The organism is Lentzea terrae (assembly GCF_003265345.1).
Classification (GTDB): domain Bacteria; phylum Actinomycetota; class Actinomycetes; order Mycobacteriales; family Pseudonocardiaceae; genus Lentzea; species Lentzea terrae.
The window spans coordinates 272761-293859 of record NZ_QFWW01000029.1 but is presented as its reverse complement, the minus strand read 5'-3'; the positions used below and the strand labels follow the sequence as shown (position 1 = coordinate 293859).

Here is a 21099-nt window from a genome sequence, read left to right as displayed (position 1 = left end):
ACGCGGTGGAAGTGACATCGGGAGAGGCGGGCGAGCCTGCGAGGTGCAGTCTGCTCACACGGCTCAACGGTGTCTGTCGCGAGCGGCAACTCGATTCGACGCCGATGGACGACATCGCGGCGCAGACCCGTGATCGGCGGCAGGTGACTATGGTATCTGTCATACTCCTGAGGCAGGGAGGTGTGATGGGCGATCAGGGCAGGCGGGGCACCAAGCAGCGGATGTTGGACAGCGCCGTGCTGTTGCTGCGGGAACGTGGCGCGGCCGGTGTCACGGTCGATGCGGTGCTGGCGCACAGTGGCGCGCCGCGAGGTTCCGTGTACCACCACTTTCCCGGTGGTCGGAACGAGATGGTCCTGGGCGCGGTCCGGCAGGCGGGGGACTACATCGCCACGATGGTCAGCGAATCCGCGGCCGAGGGTGACGTGCAGCAGATGGTGGAACGTCTCGTCACCTTCTGGAAGCGCGCGCTGACCAAGACCGATTTCCGGGCGGGCTGCCCGGTGGCCGCCATGGCGTTGGACAGCCGTGACATCGTCCCCGATGCCGGCGATGTGGTGCGTTCGATCTTCGCTCAGTGGCAGGCCAGTCTCTCCGAAGCCTTGTCCGCCAGCGGTTTCAACGCGCAGCGCGCGCAGCGGCTGGCGACGTTGATCGTGTCCGTTGTCGAGGGCGCGATCATCTTGTGCCGTGCGCATCGTGATCTGGGCCCGCTCGACGACGTGCTCGTCGAGATCGCGCCCCTGCTGGAGCGACGAGACTAGGAGCCTGGCCCATGTGGAAACCCAGCGCCTGCATCCTCTGCGAGTGCAACTGCGGGATCGAGATCCTCGTCGGCGAGGACGGCCGGTCGTTCGACAAGATCCGCGGTGACAAGCTCCACCCCGCGTCGGCGGGCTACACCTGCAACAAGGCGCTGCGCCTTGACCTGCACCAGAACGGCGACACCGGGCGGATCACGCACCCGCTGCGCCGGCGTCCCGACGGCGGTTTCGAGGAGATTGACTGGGACACCGCGATCAGCGAGATCGCGGCGCGGCTGGGCGAGGTGCGCGACACCTTCGGCGGGGAGACGATCTTCTACTACGGTGGCGGCGGCCAGGGCAACCACCTCGGCGGCGCCTACTCGCCCGCCACCTTGGCGGCGTTCGGTGCCCGCTACCGCTCGTCGGCGCTCGCGCAGGAGAAGACCGGCGAGTTCTGGGTGAACGCCCGCATGCTCGGCAACATCGTCCGCGCGGACTTCGAGCACTGCGAGGTCGCGCTGTTCGTCGGCAAGAACCCCTACCAGTCGCACGGTTTTCCGCGGGCCCGGTCGGTGCTCAAGGACATCGCCAAGGATCCAGCGCGGTCGATGATCGTGATCGACCCCGTGCGGACCGAGACGGCGGAGCTGGCCGACTTCCACCTGCAGGTCCGGCCTGGCACGGACCTCTACCTGCTGACCGCGCTGGCCGCCGTGCTCGTGCAGGAGGACCTGATCGCCGCGGACTGGCTCGCCGAGCACGCGGACGGCCTCGATGCCGTCACCGTTGTCCTGCAACAGGTTTCGGTCGGCGACTACTGCGCCATCGCCGAGGTCGAGGAGACGCTCGTGCGGGCGGTCGCCGCCCGGATCGCCGCCGCGGAGTCCGTGGCCGTGTTCGAGGACCTCGGGGTGCAGATGAACCGCGACTCCACGCTGGTGAGCTACGTGGAGAAGCTGGTCTGGTTGCTCACCGGCAACTTCGGCAAGCGGGGCACCCAGTACGTGCCGTCCAGCCTGGTGCCGATCGGCCGTGACCGCGGGCACGCCGACGGGAAGGGCCCGCGCAGCCCGGTCGCGGGTGCGCGGATCATCAGCGGCCTGGTGCCGTGCAACGTGATCGCCGAGGAGATCCTCACCGATCACCCGGCCCGCTACCGGGCGATGCTGGTCGAGAGCGCGAACCCCGCGCACTCCCTGGCCGACTCGGCCCGGATGCGGGAAGCGTTGCGGGCGCTGGAGCTCGTGGTCGTGATCGACGTCGCGATGACCGAGACCGCGCGCCTGGCCGACTACGTGCTGCCCGCCCCGACGCAGTTCGAGAAGTTCGAGGCCACGTTCTTCAACTTCGACTTCCCGCGCAACATCTTCCACCTACGCCACCCCGTCGTACCCGCACCGGAAGGCGTGCTGCCCGAACCGGAGATCCACGCCCGGCTCGTCGAGGCGTCCGGCGCGCTCACCGAGGCCGACTACGCACCGCTGCGCGCGGCCGCAGCCGCCGGACGCGTCCAGTTCGCGCAGGCGTTCCTCGCCGTCCTCGCCGATCCGGTGAAGCGGCGGCTCGCGTCCGTGCTGCTGTACCGCACGCTCGGCCCGACGCTGCCGCACGACGCCGCAGCGGCCGCCGTGCTGTGGATGGCCGCCCACGAGTGCGCCCGCAAAAACCCTGCTGGTGTCAAGAAGGCGGGCTACGGGTCCGGGTTGGAGGCGGGGGAGCGGCTCTTCGACGCGATCATCAACGGCCCGCACGGTGTGCACATAACCGTCGACGACTACGACGCGTCGTGGCACCGCCTGCCTGGCGACCGGATCAACCTCGCGGTGCCGGAACTGCTCGCTGCGGTAGCCGCATTGCGCGAACGCCCTGTCCCACAACACGATCCGGACTGGCCATTCGTGCTGTCCGCAGGCGAACGCCGCGCCTTCACAGCCAACACGATCATGCGCGATCCCAGCTGGCGCCGGCGCGACCCGGACGGCCGCCTGCGCATCAGCACCGCCGACGCGACGCGGCTGGGCGTCACCACAGGAGACCGGGTCCGGCTCACCACCAGGCGCGGCAGTGCGGAGGTGTCGGTGGACACCACGGACTCGATGCGCGCCGGCCACATCTCGCTGCCCAACGGCCTCGGCCTCACGGTGCAGGAGCGAACGGGCGTCGCTCCCAACGAACTCACCGCTGCCGAGGACCGCGACGAGTGGGCCGGCACACCGTGGCACAAGCACGTGCCGGCGCGACTCGAACCGCTCGGACCGGAGCTGAAGTAAAGAACGGGAAGCCCCTCGGCGCTTCGTGCATCACCACGTTCGTGCTTCCACACATCGCGCGAGCGCCGGTCAGATCTGCGGGTGCTGGTCAGATGCGTGGGAGGTAGGCGGAGACCTCGGCGATCGCGTCCAGGGTGTCGTGGTCGATGCTGCCGCCGGCGAGCTCTGCCTCGGCGATGGTGACGTTCTTGCCGTCACGGTCGCTGCCGTAGCGCAGGCCGGTGAACCGGATGTCGGCCATCCCGAGCAAGGAGGAGCCGAGCGGGTAGATGTCACCGCTGCCGTGGATCTTCATCACGGACTCGAACCTGTCGGCGTCGCGCGCGGAGGCCAGCCCCACCCAGACCACCGACACCACCGCCGAGTTGCCCGCGCCGTCTCCGACCAGGAACAGAGCCCGCTCCAGCGAGGTGCAGCGGGTACGGGTGAAGAAGTCGCGGATCTGGCCGAACGACGACGCCACGCACTCGGCCTGCTGTCGTGCGGTTCGCTTGAGCTGTCGCACGCCGAGGCGCTGCCAGGCTGCGTCGGCATCGCCCTTGCGTGCCGACTTCTGCCCGTCGGACTTGCGGACCTTGAGCTGCGGTGACCCTCCCGAGCCGGCACCTTGCGCGGCTCCTTGCGAACCGGCTCCCACCTCCGACGCCACGCCTGACCCGCCCAGCGTCAGACCACCGCCGCCGGCACCGGCCGAAAGTCCTACCGCCAGCACGCCGGCCGCCACCACCGTCCCCGCGCCCTTACCGCCGCCGCTCAGCGGAATGCGCTTGCCGTTCTTGGTGATCCACCGCGTCATGTCACCCTCAAAGATCATCGCGAAGCGGGCACTCCAGGTCGCACATCGCGAACACGAACGCCGGGGACCGACCCTGCGGGGGACGCGACGCTTCGACAACGCTGCCGTACCACGTCTCGTTGACCACCAAATGGGTGATAGGCCAGACACGGAGCCGGTGGGCCCGGTGGAAGTTCGTGGACATCGCAGCGTGCGCTGACCCAGGATGACGGCCGTGTCGGCGTCCAGCAGCATCCGCACAGTCGACTACGACCCCGACTGCGACCTCAGGCACGCTCGACCCCACCAGGCGGCGCTCGCCGGCCTCGGCTTCCACCCGCACGACAACGGCATGACTGACGGCTGCTGTACGTCCGCGCAGACAGCGGCGTCCGAAGCCATGTCCTGCACATGGTGAGCCCGGAGAGCTGGCCTACGCGCAACCAGCGGATCTTCCGGGACCACCTGCGTGCCCATCCCGCGGACGCGGCCGATTACGCGCAGCTCAAGCGAGCGATCGTCGCGGCACGGCATCGGATGAGTATGCGCGAGCGAAGACGGCGCTGGTGCAGGAGCTCACCGACCGCGCTTGCGCACAACTCGGGCTGCCATCGGAACCCGTGTGGGAGAAGCGGTGAGCTCCTGCAGCCACAGGCTGAGGGTGCCGGGTGGAGGGGCAGGACGGCTTTGACCACGTCGAGACGCAGGTGGTGCTGCACCGCAGCTTCCGCATCGGCCGCCAAGACTTCAGCGTGGCCACGCCCTGCTCGCCGACAGCATCGACCAGCGAGTCGTCGACCGGATTGCTGTACTCGGGGTAGAGCGGGCGTTCGGTGCGAATGGCAATATTCGCGCGAACCAGGGCATGCCGAAGACGACGTTTTTTGGAATCATTCACAGAAATTGCTCCCGCGTCCGGTTGCCGCTTCGAGTTGCCGGGGCAAGCGTCGAACCAATTGACTCGATTCTTCCCCGGCCATGTTACGCAGCGCTGGTGAGATCACTCCTGGTCGTGCGGGGCGCACATTCGGGCGATGGTCCGGCGCGACCGGCGGCCATACCCGATCAGCCGGGTTCGGAAGTGCGCGCTTCCCGTCCCTACCTGCGGATCGCACTGGGCCAATATGTTCATCGACGTCATCCGGCAACTTGAGCGCAGACGGGAAGTGACACGTGGCGGAGATTCCACCAGATTTCCTCGGACGGATTCGGTCCGCGCTCGGTGTGCCGGGGCCACTGGTGCTGCTCGAGACCGACCTCAACTACCAGGTGACGGTCGGCCGCGACGGCGCCGTCCACCTCGACTTCGCCAAGGAGGCGATCACCGAGGGCGGGATGCACAAGGGCCACCGCATCCCGGCCCGGTTGTCCCGCGCACAGGCCGCCGAGCTGGCCGAGGTCGCCGCGGTCGACGCCGGACGGCTGCGGCCCGGCGACCGCTACCTGATGACCTCGGTGGGGCTGGGGGCGACCTTCTCGGCCATGGTCCTCAAGCACTGAGCCCGGTTGCCGCCGCACCAACCCGATCGAGCCCGCAGGAGGAGCCACCGGCAGGTACATCACGGTTTCCCGACCGGCCGACGACGGCCGGGCCGGGCCGGGCCGGGGGACCTGCGCCTGGCTGCGGTCACCCAACGCGCCGGGATCGACCGACGCGAGTTCCGCCCGCACGACCACGACTGCTTCCGCGACCTGTTCGGCACCTTCGGGCTGACGGCCGACCAGGAAGGGCTGACGGCCGGGCGGGTGTGGCGGTGCGACAGCGACACGGCAGGTGGAGGAGTCGTGGCGCCAACGGCTGGTCTGCGCTGCGCGGGGTTACTCGGTGAGCTTTCGGTAGATCAGGCGGATGTTCTGCGGGCCGGCGGCGGTGTGACGGCGTTCGAAGAGTTCGTCCAGCAGGGCGATGACTGGGCGCCGGCGATGCCGGGTGAACACGGGGCGCCAGAGGAACAGGACGAGTTCTCCGCCTGGTCGAAGGACCCGGTGCGCCTCGTGGATGGCTGACAGCGGGTCGGGCATCTCTTCGAGGCTGTAGCCGTAGAACAGCGTGTCGGCTTGGTCGTTGGCCAGCGGAAGTTTGCAGCCGTCACCGGCCACATAGGACATCTGTGCGCCCGGCAGCCCGTCCAGCCGGCGCTCCAGCGATTGCATGGCTGACGGTGACGGGTCGAGGGCGATCAGCGTGTTTTCGTTGCCCAGGTGGGTTTTGAGCGCGGCGGTGTAGAAGCCTCCTCCGCTGCCGACTTCCAGGCAGATCGTGCCGGGGCGGCGGCTGATCACGCGCAGGTCGTAGCGGGGCAGGTCCCAGCCGAGGATCATGCGCAGTACCGGGCTGCTGATCATCCGGTACAGGCGGTCGGGTGTGCGCCAGCCGCCGCGGACACCCGGCTCAGCCGAATGTGTTGTGGTGGTCTGGATGTCCAGCTCGGTCACTGTTGCGGTTCCTTTGTTTTCGGTAGCGCACGCGCGGCAGCGATCGTGGCCAGGACGAACAGAACGGCACCGGCCACCATCGCGGCGCGCATGCCGGTCACGAACGCGGCACGGGCCAGGTCGAGGAGCTCGGTGCCGGCTTCGGGCGGTAGTGCGGCGGCAACGGCCGTCGCTTCGGTGAGACCGTCTCGCGCTTGCGTGGCAGTGCTGGGCAGGCCGGTCAGGCTGACCGAGTAGATCACGGTCGCCACACTGCCCAGAATCGTGACGCCCAATCCGGCGCCGAGCTCGTAGGCGGTCTCTTCGACAGCGGCCGCGGCACCTGCCTGCTCGGCCGGCGCGGCGGCGAGCAAGGCGTCGGAGGCCGCGGTGAGCGAGATCGAGACACCGAACCCGGTCGCGGCCAGCACGGGTCCGAGCAGCCACAGGTTCTCGGTCACCGTCAGACCGACGGCGGCGCATGCCAGTGTCACCGCGCTGACAGCGAAACCGGCGACCGTTGCCCGGCGATTCCCGAACCGCTGCAACAACGGGCCGGCGACGACGCTGCCGATGACGGCGGCGGCCATGACGAACAGCAGTCGCAGCGCGGCTTGCATGGGCTGCAGCGCGAGCACGAGCTGGAGGTACTGGGCGAACAGCAGGCCCAGGCCGACCAACGAGGTCAGGACGAGCAGCACACTGCTGACCGCGACGCTGAACGCCCGGTTGCGGAACAGCGTCACGTCGAGCAGAGGCACCGGAAGTTGTCGTTGCCGCCGGACGAATGCGACGAGCAGCAGGCATCCGAGCAGTCCCGCCACCGGGCCGAGCACGTACATCGTGCCGCCGTGCGGGGTCTGTTTGATCGCGAAGGCGACCGCCACGACGCCCAGCGCGGCCAGCACCGCGCTGAGCACGTCCCACGGCCCGTCCGGCGGATCTGCGGACTCCGGGACGAGCCAGTAGGTCAGCGGAATCGCCGCGACCATCACCGGCACGTTGATCAGGAACGCGGCGTGCCAGGAGAACGTCTCCACCAGGAAGCCACCCAGCAGCGGTCCGAGCACCGCTCCCGAACCGGCCACGCCGCTCCAGATGCCGATGGCCGTCTGCCGTTCGGCACGGTCGGGAAACGCCTGGCGCAACAGCGACAGCGTGGCCGGCATGATCATCGCGCCGCCCACTCCGAGCGCTGCTCGCGCGCCGATCAGCACCGCAACGTTCGGTGCCCACGCGCAGGCGAGTGAGGCCAGACCGAACACCACGTAGCCGAGCACCAGGATCCGGCGGCGGCCGTAGCGATCGCCCAGTGTGCCGAAGGCGAGCAGCAGTGGCGCCGCGACCAGTGAGTAGACCGCGATGATCCACAGCTGGCTGGTGGCGGTGGGCCGCAGGTCCTCTGACAACGCGGGCAGGGCCATGTGCAGCACGGTCGCGTCCACGGAGACCAGCAGCAGACTGGCGCACAAGATCGCCAGCACGAGCCAGCGCCTGCCTACCAGGACCTTGGTAGAAGGATCGGTCACGACCAGCCGACCTCACGCAGATGGCGATGCACAGCTCTACTCTTACCAATTCCCGTCGGCGCCGCCTCAACCTGCAGACGGGTCGCAAGTCATCCTCGGGTAGTAGAGGTGGAGAGCCGGATGGTGGGCAAGCGTCAGCCGACCGGCTGGTGACGGCTGCCGAGTGGTGGCGTCGTCGTCTGGCAGCGCTGGAGCGGCAACAGCAGAACCACTTGCATCAGGCGCGCGATGGTGCGCCCGTTTCGAGCACAAGGAGCACCTGGCGCACGCGTTGAGTCTCGTGCTGCGGGGGCTTTCGGACGCGGGTTCGGTCACGCGCTCCAGCTGACCCGTCCGAACCGAAACCCGGCGCCGCACCACAATGCGATGACGGTATTCCTTGTCCACCAGGAATCCTTGTCCAGATACTGTCAACTTTTTGTGCTCCGCCGGGATTTTCGACGCTCGGTACAGGTGGTTTCCTGAAGTTGGAGCGGATGGAGCAGCCCGCAAGTACGCGAAAGGATCTCCCATATCCCAGGTCGATTGGGCATGATGCAAGTGACGTCGGTGTCACCGTCGGTAGTCCGGAGGACCCATGCAAGATGCTCCAGAGATGAGTTGTGAACTCGTCGACCTGACCGGCATTTCCCTTGACGAGCTCCGGCACACCGGCGATGAGGCGGTCGCGGCGTCGGTGTTCACCATGTTGCGCGATGCTTCCGATCCCAGCCAGCGCAACGCACGGATGAGCAACAAGGATTCCGACTGCAGCGGAAGTTCTCTGCCTGAGCGGCACGACGAGCGGCCGCCGCTGCCGTTGATCACGTGCTGAGCCCGCACCGGCTGCCCCTGCGCTCGATCGACCGGCTCGCGTGTGGCGGTGGCGACGACGAGCTGTTGACGTTGTTGAGCGACGGGCAGTTCAGCTCGCGGCTGGTGGGATTGCGCGCACTGCTGGAGCTGGCTTCCGAACAGCAGTTCCTGCTGGGCATCGACGAGGCGTGGGACCTGCTCGTGGCGGCCCAGCAGAAGTCGCCGGAACGGGTGCGGGAAGTGCTGTTGCTGCCCCAGGTCGGGGTGTGGCTCGCCGATCTGCTGCGCAGGATGCGCGGAACGATGGACTCCGCCGAACCGCTGTGGGTGGGCATCGGTTATCTCAGATGCGTGGCCGTGGCGGCGGCCCACCGCTGCGGCGTCGAGTTCTCCCTTGACGTGCCGGTGAGCCGGGGGCTGATCTCGGTGCCCTCACTGGGCCTCGCGACCGTGCCGGGCGCGCGGCCGTGGGACGTCGCCCGCGCCGACAACATCTCCGGCCGGCTCTCGTTCTCGTGCCGCGACCACGTGGTCCGGGTGCCGGACGACGAGAACTGGTCGCCGGTGCGGCGGATCGGCGCCGGCGTCTTCACGCCGTTGCTCGACGACGTCGAGCCGCACCGCGACTTCCGCGCCCAGCAGATTGAGCCGCAGCGGCTGGCCGAGGGCGACGTGGCCCGCTGGGCGGGCGGGCTCGCGGAGGCGTGCACGTTGCTGGGCGCGGCGCACGCGAACGCACTCTCCGCTCTGGTGAGCACGATCGTGCCGGTGCCCGAGGTGAACGCGAAGCTCTTCAGCGGTTCGTCGGCCGACGCGTACGGCGCCGTGCTGATGTCGGAGCCCCCGGACTCGGCCGCGTTCGCGGAGGTCCTCGCCCACGAGGTGCAGCACACCAAACTCACCGCGCTCGCGACGATGGAACCGTTGTGCGCCATCGGTGGTCCTGCTCGCCATTACGCGCCTTGGCGGGACGACCCACGGCCGGTCAGCGGACTTTATCAAGGCGTGTACGCGTTTCTGGGCGTTGTCGACTTCTGGCGCGGACGCCGTGCAGTCGCCGCGTCAGCGCGTGCGGACTTCGAGTTCGCATTCTGGTGTGGCCAGACCACGCACGCGGCCCGCATCCTGCGCGAGTGCCGCGACCTGACGAAGCTCGGGCGCAGGTTCGCCACCGTCATGGCCGCCAGGCTGGCGCAGTGGAGCCAGATCCGGGTCGGCGCACTGCCCCGGCGGGAGGCGCGCCTTGCCGCCCAGGACCACCGGGCCACGTGGCGAGCCCGGCACCTCACCCCGGACTCCGCGGCGGTCGGACGGCTCGCCGACGCGTGGCTGGTCGGCGAACCCCGGCCAGGGGACCCGTTGCCGCCTTCGATGCTGACGCCCCGCCCGACGACACCGCCTGCCCGCACGGAGCTGCGCCGGATCCGGCTGCGGGAACCGGCGGGATTCGCGGAGCACGCGGCCACCGTCCCCACCGCCACCGCGGCGGACCTGCTGCACGTGGAAGGGGAGCACGAGGCCGCCGCACGGCGGTACGCCGCCGACATCGCCGAGCGGCCGTACGACGTGCCGGCGTGGATCGGCCTCGGGCTCTCCGATCCCGCCGCCGGCGCCCTGCTGCGGACGCCGGAGGTCGTCCTGGCCCTGCACGCGGAGGTGCGGCGCCGCACCGGCCTCGTCCCCGACCCACGCGCGATCGCGGCGTGGGTCGGGGAGTGAGCGCTCACCCGGTCGGCAGAGCTTCGAGGTCGCAGTCCGCGCGGGTGCTGCTGGCCGCGGCGATGGTCGCCGGGTGGTTCTTGCCGAGCACGCGCTGGAACCTCGTGATCACGTCGATCTGCAGCGACTCCGCGTCCGCCGTGCGGCCGAGGCCGCGGAGGTCGAGCACGATGTTCGCCAGGCACGCCAGCGTCGACGGGTGGTTCTCGCCCAGCGCGCGGGTCGAGCGTTCGAGCACCCTTTGGTTGAGGGCGTAGGACTTCTCGAAGTCGTCGGACGCCGCGTGGTCGCTCGCCCTGTTGGTGGCGCACACCAGCGTGAACGGGTGGTCGTAGCCGAGCGCGTCCTGCATGCTGCCGAACGCCTCCTCGTTGAGCGCGGAGGCCCGGTCGACGTCACCCAGCAGCCGCAGCGCCACGGCGAGGTTGGTCTTCGCCGCCAGCACGTACGGGTGGCCCTCGCCGAGCGTGTCGGCGTAGGCCTGGACGACGTGCTCGCCGAGGTCGCGCGCCTCGGCCAGCGCACCGGTCTGCCGCAGGTCGACGGCCAGGTTCATCGACGCCGCCAGCGAACCGGGGTAGTTCTCGCCGTACCGCTTCGTGTACCGCTGCAGCACCTCCTCGGAGAGGTGCAGCGCGCCGGTGTGGTCGCCGGCCTTGCGCCGCGTCACGGCGAGGTTCTTGATGGCCCGCAGCGTGTCCGGGTGGTCGTCACCGAAGAGGCGGCGGTGTTTGGTCACCGCGGTTTCGAGCATGTCCCTGGCCTCGACGTACTCGCCGCACTCACGGATGTCGAGGCAGAGGCTGTTGAGGGTGGAGAGCGTGAACCGGTGCTCGTCGCCGAGCAGCCGCGCGCGGATCTCCCAGGTCGACCTGTCGACGTCGCGGGCGTCGGAGAACTTCCCGATGAGGCGGAGTGCGATGCCGAGGTTCTCGGCGACGGCGAGTGTCATGCCGTCCTCGTCGCCGTAAAGGCGTTTCGCGATTCGGTAGGCGTTGTCGCTGAGTTCCCACGCCTTGGTGAACTCGCCCTGCGCGCGCACGTCCTGAGCCACCATGTTGGCGAGAATGAGCGTGTTCTCGGATTCGTTGCCGAGGTGTTCCTGCGCCACCTCGTAGGCCCGCTCGTCGACCGCGAGCGCGTCCTTGTAACGGCCGAGCGCCCTCAGACAGATGCCGATCTGCTTGGCCGTGTTGAGCGTGTCCGGTTTGTCCTCACCGAACCGCTGCTTCCAGTGCTCGAATAGTTCCTGGCAGTAGACCAGGCCGCTCTGGTCGTCACCCCACGCCGAGAGGAAGACAGCGCTGTGCAGCGCGGTGCGCCGGACCCACGGGTCGTCGCATTCGTGCATCTTGGAGGCACGTACGTGCGGCAGCAGTTCGAGGTATTTGGGCCAGTTCTTCTCGCTGCCGGGGCCTCGGGGATCGTCGGTCGCGAGCAGCATGTGCGCGGCGTGGCCCATCTGCGAGCGTTCCTGCGGCGTCATCCGGTCGTACAACGCGGCCTGCACCAGCCGGTGGAGCAGAATGGTGGACTTGTTCTGGTCGATCTGCGCGAGGCTGTACCGGTTGATCTGCCGCATCGCTTTCGCGAGCAACAGCGGATCGCGCAAGGCCTCGCCCAGTTCAGTGGGGACCGGGATTCCCTGCAACTCGATGAAAAGGCTGCGGCTGATCGGTTCAGGTGCGAAGAACGAGCACACCTGAAGCAGTTGGAGCGCGGCGGGGTTCTCTTGGCCGAGCCGGTCGAGCGAGACGTTCCACGCCGCGGCGACCGGCACGTGGTAATCGAGCGGAAGGCCGGATTCGAGCAGTTGCGCACGTTTCTGCGCGAACAGGGTCAGGTACTCGCCCGCGTTCATCCCCGTTTCCCTCAACCAGGACGCCGCCTGCTCGATCGCGAGCGGCAGATCGCCGAGCACGTCCGCTATCTGCTCGGCGTCGTCGTCGCCGAGGCCCTGGTTGTGGCGCTGCAGCAGCTGCCTGCTCTCCGCGCGGCTGAACAGGTCGACCTGGACGGTCTGGGCCACGCTGGACCACTGGGAGTTGCGCGATGTCACCAAGATGTGTCCCGAACCGCCGGTGGGGAAGAAAGGACGAACTTCTTCTGGGTTTTCGGCGTTGTCGAACACAAGCAACCACCGCCGGTACGGATGACCGCGGCGCAATGCCTCACGCACCGCCTCGATGACCGCGTTGACGGCACCGGTGTTGGGAATTCCGAGCTTTTCGGCCAACGCGATGTAAACCGAGCGGATGTGTGTCGGGTCCTCCGAAGGAATCCACCACACGATGTCGTAGTCGTCGGCGTGCAGGTATGCGTATTCGATCGCGACCTGTGATTTTCCGATTCCGCCGAGTCCGTAAAGAGCTTCCGGCAGCACTGCCGTCAAGTTGGTGTCGCTGGACGTCAGGCGGTCGTGGAGGTCGGTGAGCATCTGGGACCGGCCGGTGAAGTTGAAGTTCCGCTGGGGAGCCGACCAAGCTCGTGGAACATCTTCATGTCGCCCCAGGAGCGTGGACGAGGCGTCATCGCGTAGCGTCACAAAATTCCCTCCTGGGGAAGGCGGATCATTAATCAATGTGGGTGACGACTCTGCGTCATTCGCGCGCATGCGCGGCATTATCTCGCCCGCTTCCTTTGCTGTTGCGGGCGGTCCCGTGAAGTCCTCGATTAATGCACTGATAAGCTTGGAGCGTTTTGCGTAGGGCCCGGACATTGCGCGGAATATGACCTGCTGCAACCGCAGATGTGGTAGCGATTCGGGGGTAGCGGCCGAAATGTTTGCACTCGGGTCGTCGAGTGCCTCCTTCAGGCCGCGAGTGGCCTCTGCATTGGGCCCGAGGAAGTCCGCCACTGTCCGCAGAACGCGTGCGGTATCCGCTCTGGAACAGGTGGCGAGCAATTCCTGGCGAAGCCCCTCTCGGAACTCGTAGGTACCGGAGGTGCCTTCCTCGCGTTCGATCAGGCCACCGAGCAGCACCTCGGCGAGGTGCGAGAGCTTGGTGTCCGGCCGCACGGTCTTGCGGACCGCGGTCATGACCGGGAGCCGCAGCGGGACCGGGGTGGCCGCGAGCACTCCGGCGAGGGAGAACGCGGGCGGGGACGCGTAGGTGCGGAAGCGGGTGACGCGTTCGGCCGGGCTCAGGTCGAGCTGGGAGTCGAGTTCGACGCTGCTCTCCTTGGCGCCGGGGTCGGCGAAGAACGTCGTGAGCCGGACCGCCGGGCCCGCGGAGGTCACCAGCTGCGTCCAGAGGTCGAGCCAGTCGGGCCGCAGCTCGAGGACCGGCACCGGCAACGCGGTGTCGGGCGGGCGTTCGTCGGACGGGTCGGTGAGCCGGTAGCGGATGCGGCTGTTGGGCGCGCCGGCGGCCGACACGTGCAGCTGCACGCGGGTGGTCGTGATGCCGGTCCAGCTCCAGAGCTCGTACGGCAGGAGGTGGAGGCAGCTCACGTGCACCGAGCGGCCCCAGTATCCGACGACTCTGTCGGCGGCGCCGGTGTGCCAGGCGCGGCCGACGCCGTCGGTCAGCACGAGCACGAGGCGGTGGCCGGTCGGGTCGAGCAGTTCCGCCGGGCTGCGAACGGGACCGTCGGGGGCGCCGCCGCGCAGCACGAGCTCGACCGCGGTCTCCACGCTGAAGTCCGCGAAGAACAACCGCACCGTGCGGAAGGCGCCCTGCGTCTCGAGGACGGCGCGGAAGTCGGCGATCTCGCGGTGCCAGATCTCCAATGACGCCGTGTCGACGACGAGGACGACCTCGAACGGGTGAACCATGGCGGGCTGGAAGGCCGGCAGCCACACACCGGTCTCGGCGACGCGGACGGCGGTGGTCTCCTCGTCGAACTCCACCTCGCGGTCCGACGGCACCAGTGCGGCCAGCGGGCGCAGGGCGCGGGAGATGGCGCGGGTCTGCGGCAGATGCTCGGCAGCTCTGACCACCCCGCTGGTCTCCAGGGTCGTGCCGGTGTGCTGCGGAACGTCCTGTTCGGACTGTTCGATCTCCGGGAGTTCGAGTGCCTGCGGGAGGGGCCGCGTCTCCCGCTCGACGTTCGGCTGATCGGTGGGCGGCGGCAGCGGTACGGGAACAGCCGGGTGCCGGGTTGCCGCGGCCGCCGGGGTGGCGCCGGGTTCCGCGACCTCTCCGCTCACGCGCCACACGTGACTGGCGAGCCACAGCGCCTCCGCTATGTCCCGCGCGGTGAGGTCCCGCTCCGCGGCGCTCATTCGAACCCCGTGGTGGAGAGCCGGTGCCAAAGGGCGTCGCGCAGCCGTTCCCACGACGCGCGGTCGGAGGTGAGGCCGGTCGACGTCGTGGCCAGTTGAACGGTGTTCAGGAGCTGGTCGATGGCCAGGCCGCCCTCGGACTCGCTGCGGCGCAGGAACTTCCGGATCAGCTCCGCCGAGGTGCTGGAGGCGTCCCTGAAGTGCGCCGCGACCATGCTCGCGAGCTGTTCCTCGGTCGGCGGCTGCATCTCCAGCTGGAGGACGCGGCGCAGGAAAGCCGGCGGGAACTCGCGTTCCCTGTTGCTGGTGAAGACGATGAACGGGAACGCGCGGCACACCACGCGGCCCTCTGCGATCTCCGCGCTACCGCCCGGATCCGCCGTGTGCACGACGACCTTCGGTGTCCGCCGGGCGACGCGCGCCAGCTCGCGCACCCGGTACTCGCCGTCCTCCAGCGTGGCCAGCAGGTCGTTGGGCAGCGACAGGTCGGCCTTGTCGATCTCGTCGATCACCAGCACCCGCGGGAGCTCGAACGGCAGCAGCGCGGTGCCCAACGGTCCTAAGTGGATGAAGTTGCCGATGTCGGTCGGCTCGTCGGTGACACCGCTCGCCTTGGCGCTGTTGGCGTTGACGCGCCCGATGGCGTCGTACTCGTACAACCCGTCCTGCCGGAGCTTGGAGCTGGACGTGATCGGCCACGTCAGCACCGGCCCCAGCGAGAGCTCACGCGCGACCCGGAACGCCAGCGACGTCTTGCCCGTGCCGGGACCACCCGTCACGAGCAACGGCCGGCGCAGCAACAGCGCCGCGTTCACCATGTCGATCTCGTGCCGGTCCGCCGGGTAGGCGGTGTCCGCGCCGGGCGCTCCGATCCGCCTGCTGTTGTCGTGCTCCTCACCGTCCGGTGTGGACAGTGCGGGACCGCCGCGGAACGACCGCCACGGCGGTGGTTCCGGCAGGTCGGTGCGGAGGTCGACATCGGTGCGCGGCTGTCCGGTACCGGTGTAGACGTGCCAGGCCGCAGTGGAGTTCACGGCGCCGTCACCTCCTGCGGCAGAGGCTCGACCTGACGGTTGGGGTCGTCGACGAGGATGCTGAGGTGGGAGCCGGGGTGCGTGTCGCAGTCGTCGGAGATCAACGCCTGGCCGCGCAGCTTCTTCACGTTCTCCAGCAGCTTGCCGAGACCGCCGTCGGCCAGGAGGTCTTCGACGGCGGTCTGGAACGCCTTGCTCGCGCAGTCCTCCCGGTGCCAGAGCAGCACCGGGACACCGGTCTTGAACGCGATGGCGACCTCCTGCCGCCCGAGGCTGTCGGGACAGGAAGGGGGATCGGCGAGCACGAGCAGCACGACGTTTTCGGCGAGCGCGAGCTTCGCGGCGAGTTTCTGCAGATGCCGATGTCGTGGTCCGTCGAGCTGGCTGCGGTGCACTGCGTCGTCGATGGGGCTGTCCCCTGCCTGGAGGTAGGCCTGCAGTTGTGCGTATCGCCGCCGCCAGCGCCGATGTTTCTCCTTGTCCCTGCTGCGTTCCAGTGACCGCAGCCAGACCGGGTAGTCGATGCCGATTGGCATGGCGACCTCGTCGGACGGGGCGAGCCACTGATCGACGGGTAGGTTGAGCAGGTCCTTCGGCAGGATGAACTCGATGGAGATGGAACTCGCGTTCTCCGCCCACCCCTCTGCTCCCGCGACCAGCTCACCGGCGCGCACGCGCAGCTCGGCGAGACTGCCGGAATAGTCGCCGCCGCGCTGCGGTGACCAGTGCGCCCGCGTCTGCCGCCACTCCGAGAGGAGGTACTGGTCGGGCAGCACACCGTGCGGCTGCACGCGCAGCACCAGCGACGCCTCGGTGGGCGCGACCGCCTCGGTGGCGACCGCGGAGATCGTCCCCCGCAACACGGCCAGCTCGGCGTGCAACCCCATCTCCGCCGCCTGCCGCTCCGAGAACTGCCACAACCGCTGGGAAAGCACGTCGCCCGCGTGCAGCGCGAGGTGTTCCAGCAACGCCAACGCCGGCGGAAGACCGTCGGGCCGGGCGTTCACGTGTTCCAGCCGGGCGAGCACGTCGACCGGGTCCTGGCGACCGGACGGCAACGGCGCCGCCTGGTCACCCGCGGCCGCGCGGTAGCACTCGGAGAGCTGCGGGAAGTCGGTGCCGCGCAGCAGCTCCGTGATCGTCCTGCGGTCGTCGTCGGAGAACAGCTCCAGCGGAGCCATGCCGCTCACGACGTCGGCGATCTGCTCCAGCTCGGTGGCCTCCGGCTCCAGGTGGCGCAGCGCCCGGAGCAACGAGCGGAGGGCGCGGGGGCGGTGCACGCAGGCGAGGACGATCGCGAAGACGTGCCGCCGGGCGTCGGTGAACTCGGTGACCACGAGCGGGTCCGGTGCCAGCGAGGTGTTCACGAACTCCAGGCACAGCCGGCGGGCGTCCAGTCCAGCCATCAGCGGCATCCGGGTGATCAGCTCGGCGAGCAGGCCGATCTGGTCACCGTTGCCCACGAGGGTGTGCTCGCGGAGCTCCGCGACGGGGGCGACCGGTGCCGCAGGGCGAGGTTCGGCGTGCATCGACTCGGGCGATAGGCGCATCCACGCCTCGGTGCTCGTCTCCTTGACCTTGACCTCGACCTGCCGGTACGCCATCGGCTCGGCGGCCGGATCGTGTCGCAGCACGTCCTCGTAGAACGTCTTGGAGACGATCACGGCCAGCAGACTGGACGACCCGGCGAGCGCTGTCCTGAGCGGCTGGGCGTCGAGCAGCCGGAACGTGTGGTTCACGCAGTCGCCCACCACGCCCTTGTCGTTGACCGTGACCTCACCGAAGTGCAGTGCGACCCGCAGGCGGATGCGTGCCTCCAGCGTGACCGTGGCGTTGTAGCGCAGCAGGTTCGCGCCCATCCGACGGAGGAGGAACTCGGACAGCACCTGCTTGGGCACGTCCGGTGTGAACAGGAACAGGGCTCCGTCGCCGCGGTCTTCCTCGTACCAGCTGCCTTCGCCGATGTTGCTCTCGTGGAACGCCGTGTGCAGCGCTTCGTACAGACCGTCCTGCGCGATCTCCCGGTGGTGGTTCGTGCGGCTGGGATCGCTGAACTTCTCCACGTCCACGGCCAGGACAGCCCGTGGCTCGGCGCGTGGTGTCTGTTCCACGAGGGCTCCCAACCGTACCGGTGGCGGTCTATTATTCCGGACGTGATCGAGTGGTGTCCTATTCCCGCTCGAATTTAGATCAATCGGGTCAGGGCAGGCGGGTGCACTTGCCGCAATCATGGAAACCATGGGGAAGGGCCGCTCTTTTTGGGGGATGCTCGATGAATCTGATCGCGCAGCGTTGCGAAGTGTGGCGACCAAGGTGGATTTTGCGCCCAAAAAGGTGATATGTCACCAGGGTGACCGGTCGCGGAACGTGCTCGTGGTGCGGCAGGGTCGAGTCCGGGTGACCAGGACTGCCATCACGGGTGAGGAGAGCGTGCTCGCCGTGCGCGGCCCCGGGGAGATCGTCGGGGAGTTCTCGGCGATCGACGGCGGTGCTCGCGCGGCCGCTCTGATCGCCGTGGACCGCGTGTACGGCTTGATGATCAAAGGCCAGGCGCTGAAGGATCTGTGCCACGCGCGCCCATCCATCGCGTGGGCTTTGCTGTGCGTCGTGGTCTCGCGCCAACGCGCCACGAGCGACCAGCAGGACCTCCGCACCGGCCCGGCGCTGTACCGGGTGGGCGCGGTCCTGCTCAACCTCGCACACCGCGAGGAGGACGACATGATCGCGACCGTGCCGCTCAGCCAGCGCGAACTCGCGGGCATTGTGGGAATCTCTCGTGAGACACTGGTCAGAACGTTGAAAGTGCTGCGTGACGAGAAAATAATCGTCACCCGGCGGAACGACATAAAAATTCTTCACGAAGACGAATTGCGCGCCCTGTGCGGCATATGACGCAGACTTCTCCGCGCGTCGGCGGTTTGCTCGGTGACACGAGTTCACCGAGTTCAGGAGTGGTCACGATGCGCCGGTCACTGCCCGACCCCGACTCCCGCGTACAGGTGCTGCGGGCCCGTCGCAAGCACACGGAGCAGGTCCTGCTCATGATCGTGTACACGGTCGTGGAGCTGTGGGCGGCCGTCGCGGTCGTGGTGCTGCTCAAGGACGACGGCGTGCTCGCGGTCGCGGCGTCGGTGGTGCTGGCCGGCCTGCTGCTGGCGTTGTGGGACAGCTGGCGGACGCTGCTGAAGTTCGGGCGGGCGTTGCGCGCGTGGTTGCCGGAGGAACTGCCCGCCGAGGAACCCGAGCCCGTGCGGGTGTCCCGCCTCGTGCGGCTCTGAAAGAGGTGTGGCCGCGCGGGGGTGCGGCCACACCGTTTCACTCGCCGGCGAGATCCGCCTGAACTCGCTGCGGTCAGCCGAACGTGACGGCGGCGGCTCGGCAGCGGTCCTCCTCGATCGGACGGTGCAGGGTCGAGTACTGGTCGGCCGCTTCGAGGAACAGTGCGGCCGCTTGCGCGGTTTGGCCGGTTGCGCGCCGCAGTTCGGCTCGGATCTCCCACAGCGCGGCTGACCACGGGCCGCCTTGCCACAGGCCGCTGATCCGTTCTGCCTCGGCCAGGTGCAGTCGGGCCCGGCCCAGGTGGTTCGCGCGGGCGCAGGCGCGGGCCGCCTCGATCAGGAAACCCATTGAGCACGGATCGCACACGTGTGTCGCTTCGGCGAGCAGGCGCTCGCCTTCGCGGACCGCGCCCAGTGCTTCGACCAGGCCGCTGGCGGCCAGCACGCGCAGGCCGTGGATTCGGATGACCAGGTGGGAACGGATGCCCGACGCGCGGGCGAGTGGCATGGCGCGGTCGAGCAGGGCGACGGCTTCGGTTCGGTCGCCCTGCCGGATGCGCACTTCCGCGGCGCGTTCGAGCGCGATGCTCTGCGCGGAGAGGCAGCCTGCCTGCTGTGCGTCTGTGAGTGACTGGCTCAGGTGTGCGGCTGCTTCGTCCAGGTGGCCTGACAGCAGCGCGAACTCGCCCAGCAACAGTCCCGCCAGTGCCCGGCCGGCCGTCGAGTCCGCCTCGATCGCGATGCCGAGCAGGTCGCGGGCGAACGACTCCGCGCCCTCGTGGCCCTCCGGTCCGTACAGGTAGAACTCCTGGAAGCACAGGTGGGCGTCGAAGACGGCGCCCTCCAGTTGCGCGGACCGCCGGACCGAGTCGGCGAACTCCTGTCGGAACTGTTCGTGCCACGTGCCTCGTGCGTAGGCAACGAGTGCCAGCAACGTGGACGCCTCGCCGAGCTCGTGGCCGAGGTTCGCGTCCAGGGCCAGCGCACGGGCGCTTTTGGCCAGGCGCTCGGCCTCCTCGACGTTGCGCCGGCCCCAGGCGACCAGCCCGTTGGCCAGGGTCACCGCCACTGTTTGCGCCACCGACGGCGGCTCCGCGCCCTCCGCCAGGGCCGCTTGGTAGAGCGCGACCGTTTTGGCGTCCGGTCCGACGCCGATGCGTTCGCGCAGCGCCTCGCGGAGTTGTTCGAACTGGCGCAGCGCCTCGCGACGCCGGCCGGCCGCCAGGTGGCGCCGCATCATCGCGCGGTGTGCTTCCTCGTCGGTCTCATCGAGCTCCAGCAGGCGGGTCCAGTCACCGGCGGCGCGCAGCAACGCTACGTAGTGGGTCCTCGCCCTGGTTCGTCGTTCTTCCGCCCACCACTCGTAGCGGTCGTCCGGCAGCACGTCGCCGCTGTACGTCGCGGCCGCCTCGGCGCACGCCTGCGGATCGCCTGAGGTCAGTGCGGCGTCCGCAGCCTGGTCGAACCGGGTGAGGTCGCAGTCCAGGCACCCGTCCGGCCACAGCACCAGCACGTGGCCGTCGACCCCGATCGCCTCGGGGCCGCCGAGTGCGCGGCGGGCGTAGTGCACGGCTTTGCGCAGGTTCGCGCCCGCGGCCTCGGCGGGCAGGTCCGGCCACAGGAGTTCCATGACCTGTTCGCGGTGCAGCCGGTGCCCGGTCTCGATCGCGAGGAGCTTCACCACGTCGGCGGCTCGGCGGCTGCGCCAGGCATGGGTGGGGACGGGTCGGCCGTCCACGATGACGCTGAACCCGCCGAGCACGCGCACCTGGCAGGTGGCAGGCATGGGCAGACCTTACGTCGGCCGGCGTGGGAACGCTCGGGGAACGCGGCGCGGCCTAGCCTCCCCGCACACCGTCCGATGAGGAGGACCTGATGCTGTTCATGGACGTTCACAACGAGCTGCCCGACGGCGCCACCGCGAAGGACGTGGCGGAAGCCCACGAGGCCGACCTGCGCACCCAGGAGCAGCACGGCGTGCGCTACCTCAACTACTGGGTCGACGACCAGGCGGGCAAGGTGTTCTGCTTGGTGGAGGCCCCGGACGCGGAGGCGGCGCACAGAGTGCACCGCGAGGCGCACGGACTCGTCGCCGACGAGATCTACCCGGTGGTGCAGGGATAGCCGGCGCCGAACCCGTTCGACCAAGAACGAAGCCCTCGCTCAGGCGGGGGCTTCGCGGACTCAGTCCGTTGTGGACGTTGTCCGCGTGCGTCCAGAAGGTGTGCTCTTCCGGTCCATCTCAACAGGCTCTGCGGCGCCTTGTGGTTAAGGCGTTAATCACTCAACGTACCGGGCGACAGCGGCACG

General features: G+C 68.9%; 16 protein-coding genes and 2 pseudogenes. 10 read left to right on the top strand and 8 right to left on the bottom strand.

The features are described 5' to 3' along the window. Positions 1-104 precede the first annotated feature (104 nt). Together DI276_RS35990 and DI276_RS35985 are read left to right on the top strand one after the other, a co-directional pair. The gene (locus DI276_RS35990) at positions 105-764 is read left to right on the top strand and encodes a TetR/AcrR family transcriptional regulator (protein ID WP_232837149.1); all 660 of its coding nucleotides are present in this window, start codon (positions 105-107) and stop codon (positions 762-764) included. Between the two features lie 11 nt (positions 765-775). Next, complete coding sequence (locus DI276_RS35985) at positions 776-3016, top strand: molybdopterin-dependent oxidoreductase (protein WP_112271958.1); 2241 nt, start codon at positions 776-778, stop codon at positions 3014-3016. 88 nt (positions 3017-3104) lie between these two features. On the opposite strand, the gene DI276_RS35980 is transcribed toward DI276_RS35985, so the two are convergent. Beyond that, entirely contained in the window at positions 3105-3812 is a 708-nt protein-coding gene (locus DI276_RS35980) for a hypothetical protein (RefSeq protein WP_112271956.1), read from the bottom strand. 214 nt (positions 3813-4026) lie between these two features. On the opposite strand from DI276_RS35980, the gene DI276_RS51530 reads away from it, so the two are divergent. Both DI276_RS51530 and DI276_RS53495 read left to right on the top strand, forming a co-directional pair. After that, positions 4027-4209 (top strand): hypothetical protein, encoded by a 183-nt coding sequence (locus tag DI276_RS51530; protein WP_198681123.1) that lies wholly within the window; start codon positions 4027-4029, stop codon positions 4207-4209. Next, positions 4203-4277: pseudogene (locus DI276_RS53495) on the top strand (hypothetical protein); the annotation flags it as partial. The gene DI276_RS51530 and the pseudogene DI276_RS53495, both read left to right, overlap by 7 nt. Before the next feature lie 167 nt (positions 4278-4444). Here the strand turns inward: DI276_RS53495 and DI276_RS52610 are convergent. Further along, a pseudogene (locus DI276_RS52610) lies at positions 4445-4575 on the bottom strand (IS5/IS1182 family transposase); the annotation flags it as partial. 389 nt (positions 4576-4964) lie between these two features. On the opposite strand from DI276_RS52610, the gene DI276_RS51520 reads away from it, so the two are divergent. Further along, on the top strand, positions 4965-5291 hold the full coding sequence (locus DI276_RS51520; protein WP_198681121.1) for a hypothetical protein: 327 nt from the start codon (positions 4965-4967) through the stop codon (positions 5289-5291). A 318-nt stretch (positions 5292-5609) separates the two neighbouring features. Here DI276_RS51520 and DI276_RS35965 read toward each other — a convergent pair whose 3' ends face one another. Together DI276_RS35965 and DI276_RS35960 are read right to left on the bottom strand one after the other, a co-directional pair. Further along, the gene (locus DI276_RS35965) at positions 5610-6227 is read right to left on the bottom strand and encodes a class I SAM-dependent methyltransferase (protein WP_112271954.1); all 618 of its coding nucleotides are present in this window, start codon (positions 6225-6227) and stop codon (positions 5610-5612) included. Beyond that, on the bottom strand, positions 6224-7735 hold the full coding sequence (locus DI276_RS35960) for an MFS transporter (RefSeq protein WP_232837148.1): 1512 nt from the start codon (positions 7733-7735) through the stop codon (positions 6224-6226). Before DI276_RS35960 ends, DI276_RS35965 begins: the two co-directional genes overlap by 4 nt. 595 nt (positions 7736-8330) lie before the next feature. On the opposite strand from DI276_RS35960, the gene DI276_RS35955 reads away from it, so the two are divergent. Beyond that, the gene (locus DI276_RS35955) at positions 8331-8549 is read left to right on the top strand and encodes a hypothetical protein (RefSeq protein WP_112271952.1); all 219 of its coding nucleotides are present in this window, start codon (positions 8331-8333) and stop codon (positions 8547-8549) included. Next, a complete protein-coding gene (locus DI276_RS35950) occupies positions 8543-10249 on the top strand; it encodes an HEXXH motif domain-containing protein (protein WP_112271950.1) in 1707 nt (568 codons plus the stop codon). Before DI276_RS35955 ends, DI276_RS35950 begins: the two co-directional genes overlap by 7 nt. A gap of 4 nt (positions 10250-10253) precedes the next feature. Here the strand turns inward: DI276_RS35950 and fxsT are convergent, their stop codons facing one another. From fxsT to DI276_RS35935, 3 genes are read right to left on the bottom strand one after another with little or no spacing between them, the layout of a single operon-like run. Further along, a complete protein-coding gene (gene fxsT, locus DI276_RS35945) occupies positions 10254-14477 on the bottom strand; it encodes an FxSxx-COOH system tetratricopeptide repeat protein (protein ID WP_112271947.1) in 4224 nt (1407 codons plus the stop codon). Then, positions 14474-15511 (bottom strand): AAA family ATPase, encoded by a 1038-nt coding sequence (locus DI276_RS35940; RefSeq protein ID WP_112271945.1) that lies wholly within the window; start codon positions 15509-15511, stop codon positions 14474-14476. Before DI276_RS35940 ends, fxsT begins: the two co-directional genes overlap by 4 nt. Next, complete coding sequence (locus tag DI276_RS35935; RefSeq protein WP_157985143.1) at positions 15508-17622, bottom strand: VMAP-C domain-containing protein; 2115 nt, start codon at positions 17620-17622, stop codon at positions 15508-15510. Before DI276_RS35935 ends, DI276_RS35940 begins: the two co-directional genes overlap by 4 nt. Positions 17623-17749: 127 nt before the next feature. On the opposite strand from DI276_RS35935, the gene DI276_RS35930 reads away from it, so the two are divergent. Further along, positions 17750-18403, top strand: a complete 654-nt coding sequence (locus tag DI276_RS35930) for a Crp/Fnr family transcriptional regulator (RefSeq protein WP_198681120.1) — start codon at positions 17750-17752, stop codon at positions 18401-18403. A gap of 68 nt (positions 18404-18471) precedes the next feature. Continuing rightward, positions 18472-18789, top strand: coding sequence for a hypothetical protein (locus DI276_RS35925; protein ID WP_157985142.1), 318 nt, complete (start codon positions 18472-18474; stop codon positions 18787-18789). A 73-nt stretch (positions 18790-18862) separates the two neighbouring features. Here the strand turns inward: DI276_RS35925 and DI276_RS35920 are convergent, their stop codons facing one another. Beyond that, a complete protein-coding gene (locus DI276_RS35920; RefSeq protein ID WP_112271937.1) occupies positions 18863-20575 on the bottom strand; it encodes a BTAD domain-containing putative transcriptional regulator in 1713 nt (570 codons plus the stop codon). Between the two features lie 89 nt (positions 20576-20664). Here DI276_RS35920 and DI276_RS35915 point away from each other — a divergent pair, with 89 nt between their 5' ends. Continuing rightward, positions 20665-20913 (top strand): DUF4242 domain-containing protein, encoded by a 249-nt coding sequence (locus DI276_RS35915; RefSeq protein ID WP_198681119.1) that lies wholly within the window; start codon positions 20665-20667, stop codon positions 20911-20913. The last annotated feature ends 186 nt before the right edge of the window (positions 20914-21099 follow it).